17 protein-coding genes, 1 tRNA gene and 2 pseudogenes are annotated in these 16,136 nt (G+C 68.3%); 8 read left to right on the top strand and 12 right to left on the bottom strand.

Annotated features, from left to right (window positions below):
• Positions 1 to 304: 304 nt before the first annotated feature.
• The gene (locus AC1ROD_RS15650) at positions 305 to 1,105 is read right to left on the bottom strand and encodes a TrmH family RNA methyltransferase (protein WP_492949193.1); all 801 of its coding nucleotides are present in this window, start codon (positions 1,103 to 1,105) and stop codon (positions 305 to 307) included.
• A 66-nt stretch (positions 1,106 to 1,171) separates the two neighbouring features.
• Here AC1ROD_RS15650 and AC1ROD_RS15645 point away from each other — a divergent pair.
• A tRNA-Asn gene (locus AC1ROD_RS15645) sits at positions 1,172 to 1,246 on the top strand.
• Positions 1,247 to 1,296: 50 nt separating this feature from the next.
• Here AC1ROD_RS15645 and AC1ROD_RS15640 read toward each other — a convergent pair.
• The 9 genes and pseudogenes from AC1ROD_RS15640 to AC1ROD_RS15600 all read right to left on the bottom strand — a co-directional run bounded on the left by AC1ROD_RS15640 (position 1,297) and on the right by AC1ROD_RS15600 (position 7,523).
• Complete coding sequence (locus AC1ROD_RS15640) at positions 1,297 to 2,184, bottom strand: SDR family oxidoreductase (protein ID WP_492949192.1); 888 nt, start codon at positions 2,182 to 2,184, stop codon at positions 1,297 to 1,299.
• Positions 2,185 to 2,291: 107 nt separating this feature from the next.
• Positions 2,292 to 2,909 (bottom strand): annotated as a pseudogene (gene gst / locus AC1ROD_RS15635) (glutathione transferase, Atu5508 family); the annotation flags it as partial.
• Positions 2,910 to 3,041: 132 nt separating this feature from the next.
• Positions 3,042 to 3,449: a hypothetical protein gene (locus AC1ROD_RS15630; protein ID WP_492949191.1), complete on the bottom strand. Its 408-nt coding sequence runs from the start codon at positions 3,447 to 3,449 to the stop codon at positions 3,042 to 3,044.
• A gap of 30 nt (positions 3,450 to 3,479) precedes the next feature.
• The gene (locus AC1ROD_RS15625; protein ID WP_492949190.1) at positions 3,480 to 3,848 is read right to left on the bottom strand and encodes a hypothetical protein; all 369 of its coding nucleotides are present in this window, start codon (positions 3,846 to 3,848) and stop codon (positions 3,480 to 3,482) included.
• Between the two features lie 116 nt (positions 3,849 to 3,964).
• Entirely contained in the window at positions 3,965 to 4,225 is a 261-nt protein-coding gene (locus AC1ROD_RS15620) for a hypothetical protein (protein ID WP_492949461.1), read from the bottom strand.
• A 118-nt stretch (positions 4,226 to 4,343) separates the two neighbouring features.
• Positions 4,344 to 4,511, bottom strand: a pseudogene (locus AC1ROD_RS15615) (response regulator transcription factor); the annotation flags it as partial.
• Positions 4,512 to 4,619: 108 nt separating this feature from the next.
• On the bottom strand, positions 4,620 to 5,744 hold the full coding sequence (locus AC1ROD_RS15610; RefSeq protein WP_492949189.1) for a pectinesterase family protein: 1,125 nt from the start codon (positions 5,742 to 5,744) through the stop codon (positions 4,620 to 4,622).
• A gap of 19 nt (positions 5,745 to 5,763) precedes the next feature.
• Positions 5,764 to 6,876 carry an HlyD family secretion protein gene (locus tag AC1ROD_RS15605; protein WP_492949188.1) on the bottom strand — a complete coding sequence of 371 codons (1,113 nt, stop codon included), beginning with the start codon at positions 6,874 to 6,876 and terminating at the stop codon, positions 5,764 to 5,766.
• Positions 6,873 to 7,523, bottom strand: a complete 651-nt coding sequence (locus AC1ROD_RS15600) for a TetR/AcrR family transcriptional regulator (RefSeq protein ID WP_492949187.1) — start codon at positions 7,521 to 7,523, stop codon at positions 6,873 to 6,875. Before AC1ROD_RS15600 ends, AC1ROD_RS15605 begins: the two co-directional genes overlap by 4 nt.
• A gap of 53 nt (positions 7,524 to 7,576) precedes the next feature.
• Between AC1ROD_RS15600 and AC1ROD_RS15595 the strand changes: the two genes are divergently transcribed.
• The 3 genes from AC1ROD_RS15595 to AC1ROD_RS15585 all read left to right on the top strand — a co-directional run bounded on the left by AC1ROD_RS15595 (position 7,577) and on the right by AC1ROD_RS15585 (position 11,970).
• Positions 7,577 to 9,190: a DHA2 family efflux MFS transporter permease subunit gene (locus AC1ROD_RS15595; protein ID WP_492949186.1), complete on the top strand. Its 1,614-nt coding sequence runs from the start codon at positions 7,577 to 7,579 to the stop codon at positions 9,188 to 9,190.
• Between the two features lie 36 nt (positions 9,191 to 9,226).
• Positions 9,227 to 10,492, top strand: a complete 1,266-nt coding sequence (locus tag AC1ROD_RS15590) for an acetyl-CoA C-acyltransferase (RefSeq protein ID WP_492949185.1) — start codon at positions 9,227 to 9,229, stop codon at positions 10,490 to 10,492.
• Between the two features lie 257 nt (positions 10,493 to 10,749).
• Positions 10,750 to 11,970 carry an NAD(P)/FAD-dependent oxidoreductase gene (locus AC1ROD_RS15585; RefSeq protein WP_492949184.1) on the top strand — a complete coding sequence of 407 codons (1,221 nt, stop codon included), beginning with the start codon at positions 10,750 to 10,752 and terminating at the stop codon, positions 11,968 to 11,970.
• Positions 11,971 to 12,100: 130 nt separating this feature from the next.
• On the opposite strand, the gene AC1ROD_RS15580 is transcribed toward AC1ROD_RS15585, so the two are convergent.
• Positions 12,101 to 12,856, bottom strand: coding sequence for a hypothetical protein (locus tag AC1ROD_RS15580; protein WP_492949183.1), 756 nt, complete (start codon positions 12,854 to 12,856; stop codon positions 12,101 to 12,103).
• 90 nt (positions 12,857 to 12,946) lie between these two features.
• Between AC1ROD_RS15580 and AC1ROD_RS15575 the strand changes: the two genes are divergently transcribed.
• Both AC1ROD_RS15575 and AC1ROD_RS15570 read left to right on the top strand, forming a co-directional pair.
• Positions 12,947 to 13,549, top strand: a complete 603-nt coding sequence (locus AC1ROD_RS15575; protein WP_492949182.1) for an LOG family protein — start codon at positions 12,947 to 12,949, stop codon at positions 13,547 to 13,549.
• 126 nt (positions 13,550 to 13,675) lie between these two features.
• A complete protein-coding gene (locus tag AC1ROD_RS15570; RefSeq protein ID WP_492949181.1) occupies positions 13,676 to 13,969 on the top strand; it encodes a DUF8200 family protein in 294 nt (97 codons plus the stop codon).
• A gap of 63 nt (positions 13,970 to 14,032) precedes the next feature.
• Here AC1ROD_RS15570 and gltX read toward each other — a convergent pair whose 3' ends face one another.
• Positions 14,033 to 15,367, bottom strand: a complete 1,335-nt coding sequence (gene gltX / locus AC1ROD_RS15565) for a glutamate--tRNA ligase (protein WP_492949180.1) — start codon at positions 15,365 to 15,367, stop codon at positions 14,033 to 14,035.
• Between the two features lie 105 nt (positions 15,368 to 15,472).
• On the opposite strand from gltX, the gene AC1ROD_RS15560 reads away from it, so the two are divergent.
• Together AC1ROD_RS15560 and AC1ROD_RS15555 are read left to right on the top strand one after the other, a co-directional pair.
• Positions 15,473 to 15,736, top strand: coding sequence for a type II toxin-antitoxin system VapB family antitoxin (locus tag AC1ROD_RS15560; RefSeq protein WP_492949179.1), 264 nt, complete (start codon positions 15,473 to 15,475; stop codon positions 15,734 to 15,736).
• Positions 15,733 to 16,128 carry a type II toxin-antitoxin system VapC family toxin gene (locus AC1ROD_RS15555; RefSeq protein WP_492949178.1) on the top strand — a complete coding sequence of 132 codons (396 nt, stop codon included), beginning with the start codon at positions 15,733 to 15,735 and terminating at the stop codon, positions 16,126 to 16,128. The genes AC1ROD_RS15560 and AC1ROD_RS15555 overlap by 4 nt, the downstream gene beginning before the upstream one ends.
• Positions 16,129 to 16,136 lie beyond the last annotated feature (8 nt).

Genomic DNA, 16,136 nt, shown 5'->3' with positions numbered 1-16,136 from the left:
GCCGTCGTGTCGACCTCCAAAGCCCGAAAACGGCTAGACCGGCGCGGTCATCCAGCCGATCGCCCCGGCGGTGCTGACGGCGAAGAAGACGACGCCCAGCGCGGTCGCCACGCGGGCGTTGCGGTGAACGAAATACAGAATACTGGCCATGACAATCTCCCCGCACGCATGGCGACACGGAAAGCGCGGTTCGGCAAGGTCAACAAAGCGTTAACGCCCTGATTTCGTGCGATTGTCACCGGATGGGCGCAATTGCTTCACCGCCCCTCACCCACGCGGCGAATTCGCTATCGGTTCGCAGCCGTCAGGCCCGGGTCAACTGATGCAGGGCGATGGCGGAGGTCGCCGCGACATTGAGGGAATCGAAGCCTCCGGCCATGGCGATCCCCACCGCCCGGCAGCGGGCGATGACCGCCTGCGGCAGGCCCGGCCCCTCCGAGCCCAGCAGCAGGGCCCGCCGACCGCCGGGTCTCAGCGTCGCCAGGGGCTCGGTCGCCGAAGGGGTCAGGGCGATGACCTCGAACCGCGCGGCCTTCAGGGTCTCGACCAACTCTTCCAGCGGCAACGGGCGCGGCGAGGGCGTGCGCAGCACCGCCCCGACCGAGACCCGGATCGACTTGCGATAGAAGGGATCGCCGCAGCGGTCGTCCAGCAGCACGGCCCCGGCCCCGAAGGCCGCCGCATTCCTGAACAGGCCGCCGATATTGTCGTGGTTGCCGATGCCCTCGGCCGCGACGACCACCGCATCCTCACCCAGCCGGTCCAGCACGGCGGACGCCTCTTCCGGCGCGGGCTTTTCGCCGAGCGCCAGTATGCCGCGATGCAGGGGGAAGCCGGCGATGGAATCGAGCACCGCCTGGCTGGCCGCATAGACCGGCATATCGTCCGGCGCGGCGGCGATGATGGGTTCCAGCGACGCGACTCGCTTCTCGGCCAGCAGCATCGAGCGTGGCCGGCACAGGCCGGCGGGCGAGACCAGATTGCGCAGCACCACCTCGCCTTCGGCGATGAACAGCCCTTCCCGCCCGGTCAGGTCCCGCTCCCGGATGTCGCGATAGGCGGCGATCCGGGGATCGTCCGGAGCCTCGATGGAAATGATGCGCATGGCCCCACATTAGCCGTTGCAAGACGCGCGAAGCCACTGCTATACGCCCGCCTCCCGAGCAGATGTTCCGCAGTAGCTCAGTGGTAGAGCAGCCGACTGTTAATCGGCTGGTCGTAGGTTCGAATCCTACCTGCGGAGCCATCTCGGACCCGGCGTCCCGCCGGGACCTCTTCCCTCTCAGGACAATCTGATCAGGCCGGCTGGCGGTTGCCGCCCGTCGCCGCGAAGATCTGGCCCGTCGAATAGCTGAGCGCCGGATCAGCGGCGGCGACATAGAGCCCGGCGATCTCGGCGGGCTGGCCGGGCCGTCCGAAGGGGCTGGAAGCGCCGAAATTCCTGAGCTTCTCGGGCGTCGCGCCGCCGCTGACCTGCAGCGGGGTCCAGAAGGGGCCGGGCGCCACGGCGTTCACCCGGATGCCGCGCGGCGCCAGCTGGGTCGCCAGCCCCTTTGTGAAGTTCAGAACCGCCGCCCGGGTCATGGCGTAGTCCATGATGTCCTCCGACGGATCGCCTGCCTGTTCGGACGCGGTGTTCACGATCACCGCCCCCTCCCCCATGACTTCCAGCGCCGCCTTGGACAGCCAGAAGGGCGCATAGACATTGGTCTTGAAGGTCGCGTCGAAGTCCTCGGCGCTGATGTCGGCGATTGAGGGGCGCGTCTGCTGGCGGGCGGCGTTGTTGACCAGGATGTCCAGCCCGCCGAGCGCCTCTACGGCCTCCGAGACCAGCCGTCGGCAGAAGCCTTCGTCGCGCAGGTCGCCCGCGATCGACACCCCCTTGCGGCCCTCGGCGAGGATCAGGTCGATGACCTCGCGCGCGTCAGGCTCCTCCTCGGGCAGGTGGTTGATGACCACATCGGCGCCCTCGCGCGCGAAGGCGATGGCGGCCGCCCGGCCGATGCCGCTGTCGCCGCCCGTGATCAGGGCCCGCTTGCCGGTCAGTTTCCCGGACCCCCTGTAGCTGGTCTCGCCATGGTCCGGGCGCGGGTCCATCTGCGAGGCCAACCCCGGCCAGGGCTGCTTCTGATCCGGGAACGGCGGGGTCGGATAATGGGGCGTAGGGTTGGAGGCGTCGGCCATGGGATTACTCCGGTCTGGTTCGCTTCAACCGCCCCCGCCCGCGGGGGTTCCACCCAGCGCCGGAAGCGCGCCTGAACCCGCCCCCGTCGCCGCGCGGGCCCGCGATTTCAGGCGCCCAGAACCTTTCTGAGCGACGCCTCGATCTGTCCTCCGCTCCAGCTATCGCCGTAGTCAGCGCGCGCCTGCTCCGCGACCGCGACCAGAAGCGGAAGATCCGAAACCCGGCGGGCCAGAGCCGCCGTATGCGGCGCGGTCTCCGTCAGGATCGCGCCGATCTTCGGAAAGCGGTCGGCAATCGTGGTCCACAAGGTCGCCGTCACAACGTCGGCCAGGCCCGGCGCATCCCCGCCCAGAAGGAATCCGGATTTGGCCTTCAGACCATGGCGCCGGCCGATCTCCTCCCAGAACGACATCCACTTTTTCAGACGCGGCTCGAACTCCGCCCAGCGATCAGGGGTCCACATCGACTTGCCGCCGTCGCGGGTGAGCTCGTCGATGACGTCGTTGGCGTCGCACACCACCTTCAGCGCCAGGGCGCGCCCGGCCGGATCTTCCGGCAGCAGATCGAGACTTTCGCCGAGGTAGAGCAGAATGGCCGGCATCTGGGAGACGGCGAAACCGCTCTGCTCATCGACGAGAACCGGCGGCCCCATGAAGGGGATCGGCATCGCCTTGACCGGGCCCTCCATCAGCCTGCCGATCTGCTTGTCGCCCGCCTCCACCCATGTCTTCCCGGCCTAGGCCAAAACGGCGCGCACGAACTGGCCCCGAAATGGCGCGGACCAGTAGTAGAGGGTGTAGTCGGACATGGGCGCTCCTGAACACGGCTCCCACCAACGTCGCCGCAGGTGCGAAGTTCACGGTCGAGCCGCCTCGCGCCCTCGCCAAACGACGCCGAAGGCCAGGGCCGCGATGACCCCCAGGTTCCAGACGTAATAGGCCGAGACATAGGCCCACTGCTCAAGCGACCGGTCGCGCGCGAAGACGAAGTGGGTGCACAGGATCAGGAACTGGAATCCCGCGGCCGCCGCCGTCCAGCTGCGCCGCGCATAGAGGGCCGCATAGAGGAAGAACAGGAAGACGGCGACGTCGAGGCCGATGGCGATCCAGGGCGGATCGACGCGATTGAATGGGGTCAGCGCCGACCCGATCCAGGCCACCGCCAGCACGGCGACGGTGGCGCGCTCCCAACGGCGGCCGCGCAACAGGGCGGCAAGACCGACGAGCGCGAAGACGACGAGCGTGAACAGATAGATTGGCGACACGGCGGTTCCCCCGCCGTGTCGTAACCCTGATCAGGCGGCTTTCTCAACCAGACTTAAGGTCGGTGCGAAGCCCGTTTCGCGGGGCGTCGGCTCATCTTCCTTGTCCAGGCCGCCCATCTGCAGACCGCGGAAGCGGGTGCGGCCCTTCACGACCGACAGGGCTTCATGCAGTTCGACCATGGCGCGCTGGGACTCGATCTGGGCCGCCATGGCCCGTGACAGGGCGTCGAACACCGGCTGACCGACGGTCGGCGACAGGCCGGCGTCGCGGCGCGACCGGGTCAGGGTCTGGGCCAGACGGCCCAGGCGGGCGATGGATTGATCCTGGCCGGCTTCGGCGTGGGTCAGGGCTTTCTGCACGCGAGCGGCGATGCTCGCGGCCTTTTCGGCGCGTTTCATGTGGGGCTTTCGGAGATGAACCCGGGAGCTTCAGCCGCCGTAGCGGAACTTCTGAAGAAGAAAGGCGAAGCTTTCGGCCCCCGCGAGGCTGAGGAGGATCAACGCTGCGACGGCGGCTACGCCGAAGACGACGAGGATGCGTCCGAGGAGTTCGTTCCCGTGAAGGACGGATTGAAGTCCTGATCGAGCAAGGCCGTCGCCAGATAGAAGAGCTCGGCCATCACTCCCTCGGGAGTCAGGAAGGGCGCCTGCTTGCGCGTGCCCTCCACCAGATGCCGGACCATCAGACGTTTGTCGGGCGTATGGGCCATCCCCAGAAGAATGGCTTCCACCCCTGCCCAGCTGACGGCCGGTATCGGATCCTTGTTCGCGGTCATGGTAGTCCTCGTTTGCCCCTTCAGAAGGCGCTGAGGACGGCCGTTGGGCCATTGGGAATGGATCGGATTGGGAACCGGTCCCAAGGGTTTCCCAGGCCGCCAGACGCAGGGCCGCGTCGACCCGATTGCCGGCCTGAAGCTTGCGGACCGCGTTTTCGCAATGCCGGTCCACGGTCCCCGGCTTGATGCCCAGTTCGCGGGCGATCTGCTTGGAATTCAGGTGCGCGTGAACAAGGCGCAGGCATTCGCGCTCGCGTTCCGTCAGCTTGTCCTGGGTTCCCGACATCAACCTGCATCCGCGGCTTCTCCGCCGTTTCATCGTTGCCGTCAGACGCACGGCGACGCAAGGCGTCATACTCTCAGGCTTTTCTGCAGGAGATCGCGGCCCGGACCGTCAGGTCGTGAAGCCGATCACGGCGGCGCGGGTGACGGCGGCGGCCTCGGTGGCGGTCAGCGTCTTCCCCCGTCCGAACGCCGCCGCGCCCGGCCCCCAGCACCCATGCGTGGAGAAGCGCACCTCTTCCGGCTGAAGCATGGTGCGCGGATTGCCGTCGCGGCCCGTGTACCACATCTCGGTCCAGCCCTCGGGCGCGATATGGTCGTCCATCCAGCAGTCGAGATAGCTCGCCGCCGCCACGAAGCGCGGATCGCCGTAGCGGCCGTCGGGGAAGGTTGTCGTCGGCCGCCAAGGCCGTCCCAGGAAGACCGAGCCTTTCGCCGTCCCCGCCTCCTTCGTCAGGCGGCAGCGATGGAAGACGAAGCCGAACGGCTGATCGATCGGGGTGCTGGGCGCGGCGATATAGCCTTGATCGAGCTTGTCAGTCGTCTCGCCGGGACGCGGCCGCGAGCGGATCTCGCAGCCCTCGAACCAGACCCTCCCCGCGCCGAAGATGAAGTCGTAGCTGCCGGCGATCACGCAGCGCTCGAACAGGGCCGTCCCGACATTGGCGAACAGGGTGTCCTGATAGCCGAGGATGTCGCAGTCGCGGATCACGGAGCGTTCGGCGCCCCGGTCCAGCATCAGAGCCACAGCCTGCGGCCCCGCCCCGTCGTGCGACCGCAAGCCCTCAGGCTTCGTCATCTCGGCCAGTCCGTCGAAGGCGTTGTTGATGGTCAGGTTTTCGGCCCGGAAGTCGGGCGCCCGCACGAACAGGGTCGCGCTGCGGGTCGTGCCCCAGTTGCGCCCGTCCGGCCCTTGCAGCCCCGAGGCCGCCAGATGGTTGATCACAGACCCTGTCCGGCTCGCCCCGACCAGATGGACGAACGGCTTGTCGACCACGACCTGCCCCTCATGGATCCCAGTCCCGATCAGGATGCGGAACGGCCGCGTCCCGTCGGCGGGCGCCGCCGCGATGGCTGAGGTCAGGTCGGGATAGACGGGCACGCCCGCCGGCGCCCTGCCCTGCCCCGGCTTCATCACCGCCGCGTCAAAGGTCGCGGATGCGGCCCGGGCGGCCGACGCCAGCCCGCTTGCGGCCAGCGCTCCAAGGATCAGACGGCGGGAAACGACGGAGGTCATCCGCCCCTTCTACCAGACCCTATTTCAGCGTCACCTTGACCGTGGTCGAGAGCCCCGATCGCAGCTGGTCCAGCGCCGGCTGGCCGGGGTCGAGGCGGATGCGGACCGGGACCCGCTGGACCACCTTGGTGAAATTGCCCGTCCCCGGCTCGAACGGCAGCAGGGAAAAGGTCGAGCCCGAGCCCGGGGCGAAGCTGTCGACCACGCCGTGCAGACGCGCGCCCGGCAGGGCGTCGATCTCGATGTCGGCGCGCTGGCCGACGCGCATCCTCCCCGTCTGGGTCTCCTTGAAGTTGGCGGTGACATAGAGGCCCGTCGCCGGGACCACGGTCAGCAGCCGCGTGCCCGCCTGGACATAGTCGCCGGGCTCGGCCTGACGGTCGCCGACGATGCCGTCGATCGGGGCGCGGACGATGGTGTTGGCCTGATCTTGACGCGCCAGATCGAGCGCGGCCTGCGCTCTCGCTACCGAGGCTTCGGCGCGGGCCACGGCGGCGGTCAGGACCTCGCGGCGGGCGGTGACGACCCCGGCCTGATTGCGGGTCACCTCCAGATCGGCGCGGGTCTTGTCGGCGGCGGACTGGGCCGAAACGGCGGCGGCGCGGCGTTCCTCGGCGTCACGGCGCGCGACCGTGCCCGAGGCCAGCAGGTCGTCGAACCGTTGGCGGTCGGCCTGGGCGCGCGCGTTCTGGGCGTCGGCCGAGGCGATGGAGGTCCGCGCCGAGCGGATGTTGGCGGCGGCCAGGGCCTCGTCGGCGCCGAGCGAGGTCAGGGCGGCGTGGGCGGCCAGAAGCGCGGCCTCGGCGTCAGCCAGATCGGCCTCGGCGGCGGCGACCCGGGCGTCGAACTCCTCGGGATCGATGCGCACCAGCGGATCGCCCTTCCTGACCGCCTGATTGTGGGCGACCAGCACCTCGGCGATCAGGCCGCGCACCCGGGGCGCCACCGACGAGCTGTCGGCCTGCACATAGGCCGCCTCGGTCTCGACCGTGTTCCTCGGCATCAGGATCAGCGTCGCCCCGCCGACCGCGATGACCACCGCCGCCGAGACCATGATCAGGGTCCGCTTCGAGAACGGCAGGCCCGCCTTCCTCGCGGGAACGGCGACGGCGTCGGGGGTGGTGGCGGTCATTGGACGGCTCCGATCGTCCCGGCGGGGAGGCCGAGGCGGCGTTTCAGGGCGGTGCGCGAGGCCAGCAGAATGGCGTCGGACTGTTCGGTCGGGCCGATGGCGCGGGCCAGGGACAGGGCCCCTACCGCCTCCGACACCACCGAGCGCGAGACCAGCACGGCCTCGTCAGGATCGAGCGACGGATCGGCCGCCTCGATCATCGGCCGCATCAGCGAGGCCAGCCGGTCGGCGGTGACGGCATAGGCCGCCCGCTGCGCCGGCTCCAGCCGCGTCATGTCTGTCGACAGGATCGGCAGCGGACAGAGGAAGGTCCCGGAATCGCGATGCCCGGCCGACAGATACATGTCGAGATAGGTCGCCAGCGCCACCGGCAACGGCAGGCCGTCGGTGATCCGCTGGAACCGCGCCTTCGCCCCCTCCAGCATCTCCTCCAGCGCCGCATCGATCAGGGCGTCGCGCGAGGGGAAGTGGGCATAGAAGCCGCCGTGAGTGAGCCCTGCGTCCTTCATCACCGCCGCCACGCCCAGATTGGCGATGCCGTTCTGGCGGATGGCCTGTTTGGCGACGGTCAGGACCTTCTGCCGGGTCCGGGCCTTGTGTTCGGCGTCATAGCGCATGGCCTTGCGGGCCTCCTTTATATGACGCATGTAATATAAAGGCCGGCGCTTCCGCAAGGGGCGGCGTCGGCAGGACCGCTCCGATGACCGACGCCACCGCCGACAGCCTCCCCCAACCGGCCCGCCCAAAGGCCGCCCCGCCGAACCCGCTGGCCCTGCCGACGCCGGTGAAGTTCCTGATCTTCGGGGTCATGGCCTTCGGCCAGTTCATGGCCCTGATCGACATCCAGATCGTCGCCGCCTCGCTGAACGACGTGCAGGCGGGGCTGTCGGCGGGGCCGGACGAGATCAGCTGGATCCAGACCGGCTATCTGATCGCCGAGCTGATCATGATCCCCTTCGCGGCCTTCCTCGCCCAGTCCCTGTCGACCCGATACCTGTTCGCCCTCTCGGCGGGGCTGTTCACCCTGTCCAGCGCCCTGTGCGGCATGGCCTGGGACATCGAGTCGATGATCGTCTTCCGGGTCATTCAGGGCTTCGTCGGCGGGGCCATGGTGCCGACCGTCTTCGCCACCGGCTTCGCCATGTTCGAGGGCAAGCAGCGCGCCATGATCCCGGCCATCCTCGGCATGGTCTCGGTGCTGGCCCCGACGCTCGGCCCCACCGTCGGCGGCTGGATCACCGACGCGGCCGGCTGGCGCTGGATCTTCTACGTCAACATCGTGCCGGGGGCCTTGGTGACCGTCTTCGCCCTGCGCCTGATCAAGGTCGACCTGCCGAATTTCGCCATGCTGAAGCGGATCGACTACTCCCACCTGGCGGCCATGGCCGTCTTCCTCGGCGGGCTGGAGTACGTGCTCGAGGAAGGGCCGAAGAACGACTGGTTCCAGGACCCGTACATCGCCATCGCCGCCTGGGCCTCCTTCGTGGCCTTCGTCCTGTTCCTCGAGCGCTCCTTCAACTCCGGCGGGCCGATCGTGCGCCTGACCCCGTTCAAAAAGCCGACCTTCGTCTTCGCCTGCGTCTTCAACCTGACCATTGGCTTCGGCATCTATGCCTCGACCTATCTGATCCCGGTCTTCCTCGGCCGTGTGCGGGGCTACAACTCGCTCGAGATCGGCACGACGGTCGTGGTCACCGGCTGCGCCCAGCTGTTCAGCGTCATCGTCGCGGCCCGCGCGTCGCAGAGCGTGGACCAGAGGATCATCATCGCCGTGGGCCTCAGCCTGTTCGCCTTCTCCCTGTTCCTGACCTCGCACCTGACGCCCGACTGGGGGTTCGCCAGCTTCTTCTGGCCCCAGGTCCTGCGCGGCTTCTCGATCATGCTGTGCATCGTGCCGAGCGTGCAGTTCGCCCTGGCCGGCTTCGCGGGCCCGGACCTGCGCTACGCCTCGGGCCTGTTCAACCTGATGCGCAATCTCGGCGGCGCCGTGGGCATCGCCATGGTCAACACCTGGCTCGGCGACAACGCCCGCCTGCACGTCCAGCGCCTCGGCGAGGCCATGGGCCAGCCCCACAGCCATGCCGCCGAACTGGTCACCGGCCTCGCCGCCCAAATCGGCCGCGTGACCTCAGACAGCACACAGGCCCTGCTGATGGCCCAGGGCGAACTGGCCAAGGTGGTGGCCCGCCAGTCCCTGACCCTCGCCTTCAACGACGTCTTCCGCCTGATGGCCTGGATCTTCCTCTTCGCCCTGATCATGGTTCCCTTCTGCCGCCCGCCGAAAAACGCGGCGCCGGCCACGGATGGGCACTAAGGTGAAGCTTCTCCCGCTCCCAATCGCGAGGCTCTCATGAGCACGACCAAATGGCTCGCCGCCGGCGTCCGCACCCCCTTCGCCAAGGTCGACGGCCCGCTCTCGAGCTATGACGCCATCGCCCTGTCGGTCCCGGTGGCCCAGGCGATGGTCGCGAAGCTGAACGGCGCCAAGCCCGACTTCGCCGTCTGGGGCACGGTCATTCCCAACCTGACCTGGAGCAATATCGCCCGCGAGGTCCTGCTCGACGCCGGGCTGGATCCGACCATCCCGGCCTTCTCGACCGTCATGGCCTGTTCGACCTCCATGGTCGGAGTGTTCGAGGCGGCGGGGATGATCGACGGACGCGGCCGGGATCTGGCCCTCGTCGGCGGTGTCGAGGCCATGAGCCGGGTCCAGATCGGCCTGAGCCAGGGCCTGTCCGACGGCCTGCGGAAATTCCTGCAGGCGAAGACGCTCAGCCAGCGCATCAGCCTGCTGTCGCAGCTCAAGCCCCTGTCCCTGTTCATCCCCAAGGTCGTCAATCGCACCACCGGCATGAGCATGGGTGAGCACACTGAGATCACCGCCAAGGACTGGCAAATCGCCCGTGAAGATCAGGACCGCGTGGCTCTCGCCAGCCATCAGACCGCCGTCGCCGCCTGGAACCGGGGCTTCTTCGACGACCTCGTCATCCCGGTCGGCGAGTTCAAAAAGGACAACCTGCCCCGCCCCGACACCTCCATGGAGCGGTTGGCCAAACTCAAGCCCGCCTTCGACAAGGTCAGCGGTCAGGGCACGCTGACGGCCGGCAACTCCTCACCCCTGACCGACGGCGCCGCCGCCATCTGGGTCGCCTCCGACGCGGGGCTGAAGCGCCTGCCAGCCGAGACGCCCCGGGTGAAGCTGATCGACTATGAGGTCACCTCCATCGACCTGAAGCACGAAGGTCTGCTGATGGCCCCGGCCTATGGCGTACCGCGCATGCTGGTCCGCAACGGGCTGACCTATGCCGACATCGATCTGTGGGAGATCCACGAGGCCTTCGCCGCCCAGGTCCTGTTCCACATCAAGGCCTGGCAGGACCGCGACTTCCTGCGCGACAAGGCCGGCGTAACCGCCGACCTCGGCGCCTTCCCGACCGACCGGGTCAATCCTAACGGCGGCTCGACCGCCCTGGGCCATCCCTTCGGCGCGACCGGCGCCCGCATCCTCTCGCAGGCGGTGAAGGAACTGGCCGGCCGCCCCGCGGGCACGCGCGCCATCGTCAGCATCTGCGCCGACGGCGGTCTCGGCACGATGGCTCTGCTCGAAGCCGCCTGATCGGGCAGAAAAAAAGGCCGCGTCCGAGGACGCGGCCATAAAAAGTTTATTTGGGAGGAAACGCCCAGGAAAGGGCATGACGCCGAAGCGTCGAGAGCAATCTATGTTGCGACGCACAATTTCGCAAGCGCGACATGCGGTTTTGAAACACTCAGTGTCCTAAAGTTACAAACAGAGCCGCCCGTGGCGCCCGACCGCGAACCGCCTTACATAGGACCGAACCTCCGCAGCCGCTCACGAGAAGGCCCTGTTTCCACGTGGAAATTTCTGACGATACCCAGGTCCTGATCATCGGCGCGGGCCATGCCGGCGGCTCGGCGGCGGCCCTGCTGCGCCAGTATGGCTTTGCCGGGAAAATCGTCCTCGCCGGGACGGAAACCGCCCCACCCTATCAGCGCCCGCCCCTTTCGAAGGCCTGGCTGAAGGGCGAGGCCGACCTCGACGCCCTCCTGCTGCGCCCCGAGAGCTTCTACGCCGAACAGTCGATCGACCTGCGCACCGGCGTCACCGCGACCGCCATCGACCCGGCGGCCAAGACCGTGACCTTCGAAGGCGGCGCGGTCGAGCCTTACGACATCCTCATCCTCGCCACCGGCTCGGTGGCCCGCAAACTGCCCATCCCCGGCGCCGACCGGCCCGATCTGGTCGAACTGCGCACGCTGGAAGACGCCGAACGGCTGAAAAGCGCACTCGGCCCCGGCAAGCGGATGGCCGTGGTCGGCGGCGGCTATGTCGGTCTCGAGGCCGCCGCCTCGGCCCGCAAACTGGGCGCCGAGGTCGTGGTGCTGGAGCGAATGGACCGGGTGCTGCAGCGGGTGGCGTCCGAGACCCTTTCGACCTTCTTCACCGACCATCACCGCTCCCACGGCGTCGAGATCCGCACCGGCGCCGAGGTCTCGGGCTTCGAGGACGGCGGTGTGCGCCTGGCCGACGGCGAGCTGATCGCCGCCGACGTGATCCTGGTCGGCGTCGGCGCCCTCGCCTGCGACGCCCTGGCCCGCACCGCCGGTCTGACTTGCGACAATGGCGTGGTGGTCGACGAGGCCGCACGCACCTCCGACCCGTCCATCTTTGCGCTGGGCGACATGACCCACCGGCCGATCCCGGTCATGGGCGGTCGGGTCATGCGGCTGGAAAGCGTGCCCAACGCCCTGGAACAGGCCAAACAGGCGGCCAGCGCCATCACCGGCCGGCCGGCCCCGGCGCCCGAGGTCCCGTGGTTCTGGTCCGACCAGTATGAGATCAAGCTTCAGATCGCCGGCCTGCCCTTCGACGCCGACCGCCAGATCCTGCGCGGCGACCTCTCCGAAGGCCGCTTCGCCGTCTTCCATCTGGCGGGCGACAAGGTCGTCTGCGTCGAGGCCGTCAACGCCCCGCCCGAGTTCATGGCCGGCCGCCTGCTGATCGGTCGCGCCACGCCTGTCGATCCCGTCAAACTCGCCGACCCGACGGTCTCGATGAAGGAGGTCGCGGCCTGATCGGCCCGGCTCCGGACAAGAAAAAAGCCCGACGCGGGCGCCGGGCTGAAGAAGTTCGGTGATGGTGGTGTCCCCAAAAAAGAAGACGAGTCCTCCATCGGCCGTTTTGCTTAACGAGAGGTAAACGGCGTCAACCGGCCGGGAACCAGCTGCCCTGACGCGAACGCGGCTCCACTGGCCAGGACACCGACCAGCCCTGCGGATTGGACACCATCGCCAGACCGCCGCCCGCCCCGCCATTGCCCAGCGCCGGACCCGGATAGGCGTAGCGCCGCCCGGCGACCACGATCTCCGCCGCCCCGGCGCCTTCGCTGGTCAGGGTCAGGCTCCAGCGTCCGTCCGGGCCGACATGGGCCTGCACCGGTTCGCGCCCGGCGACCGAGACCGCGACGCTCGAACCCGGCTGCGCCCGACCCGAGGCCAGCAGCGAATGACCGTCGCTGTCGACCACGTCCAGCGGCCCGGCGGGATCCAGCCTTTTGGTCGGGGCGCCGGGCCCTAGCAGGGCCGTGGGCCCGGCCGGGTCGCGCGACACCAGCATCTGATAGGGGGCCGGCGAGGCGTCCTGACCGTCCTGGGTCTCGACCAGGAACAGGGTGTCATTGTCCGGCGAGCGCACCTGGAGATCGAACCGCCCGTTGGCGTCGGCGCCCACCGCATAGGCCGTGCCCCCGGCGGCGCGCAGCACAACCCGTCCCTGCGGCGCCGCCCGGCCGTGCACCGTCAGCCCTGATGCGGTGCGTTCGACGCTCTCGATCTGCGGCGGCGTCACCCAACCCGAGCCGGACTGCGCCTCGGGCGCGCGGCCTTCCGGCGCGGGCGAACAGGCGGCTCCGCCGAGAACAGCGAGGGCTGTCATACCGATGACGAAGATACGCCGTTTCATCCTGCTCGCCGTGTCTGTAGGACTGTCGGCCCAGATAGCCCGGCGCGACCCGAATTGTCTCTGCCGGATGTCCGTTTTGTTCGAGGATTCATGTCCCTGCCCGCCACCGCCATCGCCCCCTTCGACGGCAAGTCCGTCTGCCTGTTCTGCGGCTCGGCCCCCGGCAACGACCCCGCCTATATCGAGGCCGCCACGGCCTTCGGCGCGGCGACGGCCCAGGCGGGCTGGCGGCTGGTCTATGGCGGCGGCGGCGTGGGCCTGATGGGCGCCTCGGCCAAGGCGGCCCATGACGCCGGCGGTCGCGTCGTCGGCATCATGCCGGCCTTCCTGCGCAGCCGCGAACGGCTGTTCGACGACGTCGAGACCATCGTCGTCACCTCCATGCACGAGCGCAAGACGCTGATGTACGACCAGTCGGACGCCTTCGTCGTCGCCCCCGGCGGCGTCGGCACCCTGGAAGAGGTCATCGAACTGCTGTCGTGGAAGCGGCTGGACCTGCACCACAAGCCGATCCTCTTCTTGAACATCGACGGCTTCTGGGCCCCTCTGCTGGCCGTGCTTGAGGACAGTGTCGCCCGCGGCTTCAGCCCGCCCTCCTTCCTCCAGGCCTACAGCGTCGCCGACAGCGTCGATGAGGCGATCGAGATGATGGTCCGGGGCGATGCGCCCGTCGTGCAACATGATCAGAGATAACTGATCACCGATCATAAAAAGTGCATCGCGCCACGATTTCGCCCTTGACAGTTTTCTAATGAAACTGACATTGGCGTCTCAGGAGCGCATTTCCTGACGCTCCGACCCGTTCTTCGGAGACAATCCATGCGCGCTCTCGTGCTCGCGGCCGCCCTGTTCGCCGCCGCTCCCGCCCTGGCCGACACCCCGGCCACCAGCCTGACCCTCGCCGACGCCTCCAAGGCCCCGGCCGCGACCCTGATCATCGACGGCGCCTCGTGGCGCTGCACCGGCGCGTCCTGCACCGCCACGGGCGGCGCCAGCCAGCCCGCTCCGCGCGCCTGCCGCCGGGTCGTCGCCCGCGTCGGTCAGGTCAGCGCCTTCTCGTACAAGGGCGTGACGCTCAGCGCTGAACAGCTGGCGACCTGCAACGCCGCCTGAGGCGTCGCTACAACCTGACGGTCATTTGACCGCCTGAAGCCCTGCTTCAGGCGGTCTTTTGTTTCAGGCGGTTTCGCCGTTGAGGCGCCGGATCATGCGCTCGCGCCCGATCAGGGGAACGATCGCCGCCATGTCCGGCCCGTGCGGCTGGCCGGTCAGGATCAGGCGCAGCGGCATGAACAGCCCCTTGCCCTTGGCGCCGGTCTTGTCCTTGATCGCCGTCGTCCAGGCCGACCAGGCGGTCTCGTCGATGGTCTCGGGCAGCAGCTCCAGAGCCGCGGCGGCGAAGCCCGCGTCCTCGACCACCGGCGTCACCGGGCCCTGAACGATCTTGGCCAGCTCCGTCACATCGGCGAATTTCTGCAGGTTCGGCCGGACCACGGCCCAGAAGGCCTCGCCCAGATCGACGCCCAGAGCGGCCAGACGCGGCTGCGCCGTCACATAGTCCATGGCGTGCAGGGCCTGGGCGTTCAGACGGTCCAGATCGGCTGTGTCGTAACGCGCCGGCGAGCGGCCCATCTTGGTGAAGGCGAAGCTTTCGCCCAGCGCGTCCACCGAAGCGCCGACTTCCAGCGGGTCCGAGGTGCCGATCCGGCCCAGATGGCTGGTGATGGCGATCGGCTCATAGCCCAGGTCGCGCATCTCACTGATCGACAGCGAACCCAGACGCTTGGACAGGGCCGAGCCGTCCTCACCGACCAGCAGCGGCATGTGGGCGAAGCCGGGGACCGTAGCGCCGAGCGCCTCGAATATCTCGATCTGGGCGCCCGTGTTCGTGACGTGGTCCTCGCCCCGGATGATGTGGGTGATGCCCATGTCGATGTCGTCGACGACCGACGGCAGGGTGTAGAGGAACAGGCCGTCCTCGCGGATCAGCACCGGGTCCGACATCGAGGCCGTGTCGACCTCGGCATGGCCGCGCGCCAGGTCTTCCCAGGCGACGCGCTTGCCGTCCAGCTTGAAGCGCCAGTGGGGTTTGCGCCCCTCGGCCTCGAAGGCGGCCTTCTCCTCGTCGGTCAGGCTCAGGGCCGCGCGGTCGTAGATCGGCGGCAGGCCGCGCGCCAGTTGCACCTTGCGCCGACGATCCAGCTCCTCGCCGGTCTCGTAGGCGGGATAGAGGCGGCCCGAGGCCTTCAGCCGCGCCGCGGCCTCCTCATAGCGATCGAAGCGCTTGGACTGGTTGTAGCGCTCGTCCCAGACCAGGCCCAGCCAGGTCAGGTCGTCCTCGATCCCCTGTTCAAACTCGGCCGTCGAGCGCGCCAGGTCGGTGTCGTCGATGCGCAGCACGAACGAACCGCCCTGCCCTTTCGCGAACATCCAGTTGACCAGAGCCGTGCGGACATTGCCGACGTGCAGCTTGCCGGTGGGCGACGGAGCGAAACGGACCTTGACGGACATGGGATGGGCGACCTTGAAAACGAGGCGCGTAGGTCGGTCACGGCGGTGGCGAAGTCAAGGCGTGGCTTGGGAGCAGAGCCCCGTCATGATAGATTGCCCATCGTCATGAACGCGCCCGTCCAGATCCGGAAGCCCGAAGTCGCGGAACGCCTGCGCGAACTCGCGCGCCTGGAAGGCAAGTCCATCACCGACCTGGTCGAGGAGATGGTGCGCGAGCGGGACGAGCGTCTGACCGCCCGGCGCGAGGCGGAGATCGAGGCCAAACTGGCGGCCGTGGAGGAAATCGTCGCTCACTTCCAGAGCCTGCCCATCGTCGGACCGCTGCTTACGGACGACGATCTCTACGACGAATACGGCCTGCCGAAGTGATCGTGGTCGATGCTTCAGCCCTTGTGGCGGTTCTGCTGAGGGAACCGGAGACCATGGCGTTTCGTAGGGCCATGGCGGGCGAGACCGACCTGCTCCTGTCCCCTGTCGGCTATTGGGAAGCCGCGACCCGATTGCGCAGCCTGCGCGGCGAAGCCGGGGTCGTCGATCTGGATCGGATGATCGCGCAGTTTGGAATACAGATCGCCCCCGCCACCGCACGCACGGCGACACTGGCCTCAAGCGCGGAGCGCGACTTCGGCAAGCGCACTCCGGCCAGGCTGAATCTCGGCGACTGCTTCGCCTACGCCTTGGCCACGGAATATGCCGCGCCCCTGTTGTTCAAGGGCGACGACTTCATCCAAACCGATCTTACGTCCGTCCTGCCGGCCTGAGCAGGCAG

It is taken from the genome of Brevundimonas sp. GW821-FHT12E07 (assembly GCF_058807035.1).
Note: the sequence above shows the minus strand (reverse complement) of the source record. Positions and strands in the feature narration are given on the sequence as shown.

What these genes read in the sequence shown, in the direction of transcription:
- AC1ROD_RS15650 (WP_492949193.1), bottom strand. Translation starts at nt 1,105, where the DNA reads ATGCGCATCATTTCCATCGAGGCTCCGGACGATCCCCGGATCGCCGCC.
- AC1ROD_RS15640 (WP_492949192.1), bottom strand. Translation starts at nt 2,184, where the DNA reads ATGGCCGACGCCTCCAACCCTACGCCCCATTATCCGACCCCGCCGTTC.
- AC1ROD_RS15625 (WP_492949190.1), bottom strand. Translation starts at nt 3,848, where the DNA reads ATGAAACGCGCCGAAAAGGCCGCGAGCATCGCCGCTCGCGTGCAGAAA.
- AC1ROD_RS15620 (WP_492949461.1), bottom strand. Translation starts at nt 4,225, where the DNA reads ATGACCGCGAACAAGGATCCGATACCGGCCGTCAGCTGGGCAGGGGTG.
- AC1ROD_RS15610 (WP_492949189.1), bottom strand. Translation starts at nt 5,744, where the DNA reads ATGACCTCCGTCGTTTCCCGCCGTCTGATCCTTGGAGCGCTGGCCGCA.
- AC1ROD_RS15605 (WP_492949188.1), bottom strand. Translation starts at nt 6,876, where the DNA reads ATGACCGCCACCACCCCCGACGCCGTCGCCGTTCCCGCGAGGAAGGCG.
- AC1ROD_RS15600 (WP_492949187.1), bottom strand. Translation starts at nt 7,523, where the DNA reads ATGCGTCATATAAAGGAGGCCCGCAAGGCCATGCGCTATGACGCCGAA.
- AC1ROD_RS15595 (WP_492949186.1), top strand. Translation starts at nt 7,577, where the DNA reads ATGACCGACGCCACCGCCGACAGCCTCCCCCAACCGGCCCGCCCAAAG.
- AC1ROD_RS15590 (WP_492949185.1), top strand. Translation starts at nt 9,227, where the DNA reads ATGAGCACGACCAAATGGCTCGCCGCCGGCGTCCGCACCCCCTTCGCC.
- AC1ROD_RS15580 (WP_492949183.1), bottom strand. Translation starts at nt 12,856, where the DNA reads ATGAAACGGCGTATCTTCGTCATCGGTATGACAGCCCTCGCTGTTCTC.
- AC1ROD_RS15575 (WP_492949182.1), top strand. Translation starts at nt 12,947, where the DNA reads ATGTCCCTGCCCGCCACCGCCATCGCCCCCTTCGACGGCAAGTCCGTC.
- AC1ROD_RS15570 (WP_492949181.1), top strand. Translation starts at nt 13,676, where the DNA reads ATGCGCGCTCTCGTGCTCGCGGCCGCCCTGTTCGCCGCCGCTCCCGCC.
- gltX (WP_492949180.1), bottom strand. Translation starts at nt 15,367, where the DNA reads ATGTCCGTCAAGGTCCGTTTCGCTCCGTCGCCCACCGGCAAGCTGCAC.
- AC1ROD_RS15560 (WP_492949179.1), top strand. Translation starts at nt 15,473, where the DNA reads ATGAACGCGCCCGTCCAGATCCGGAAGCCCGAAGTCGCGGAACGCCTG.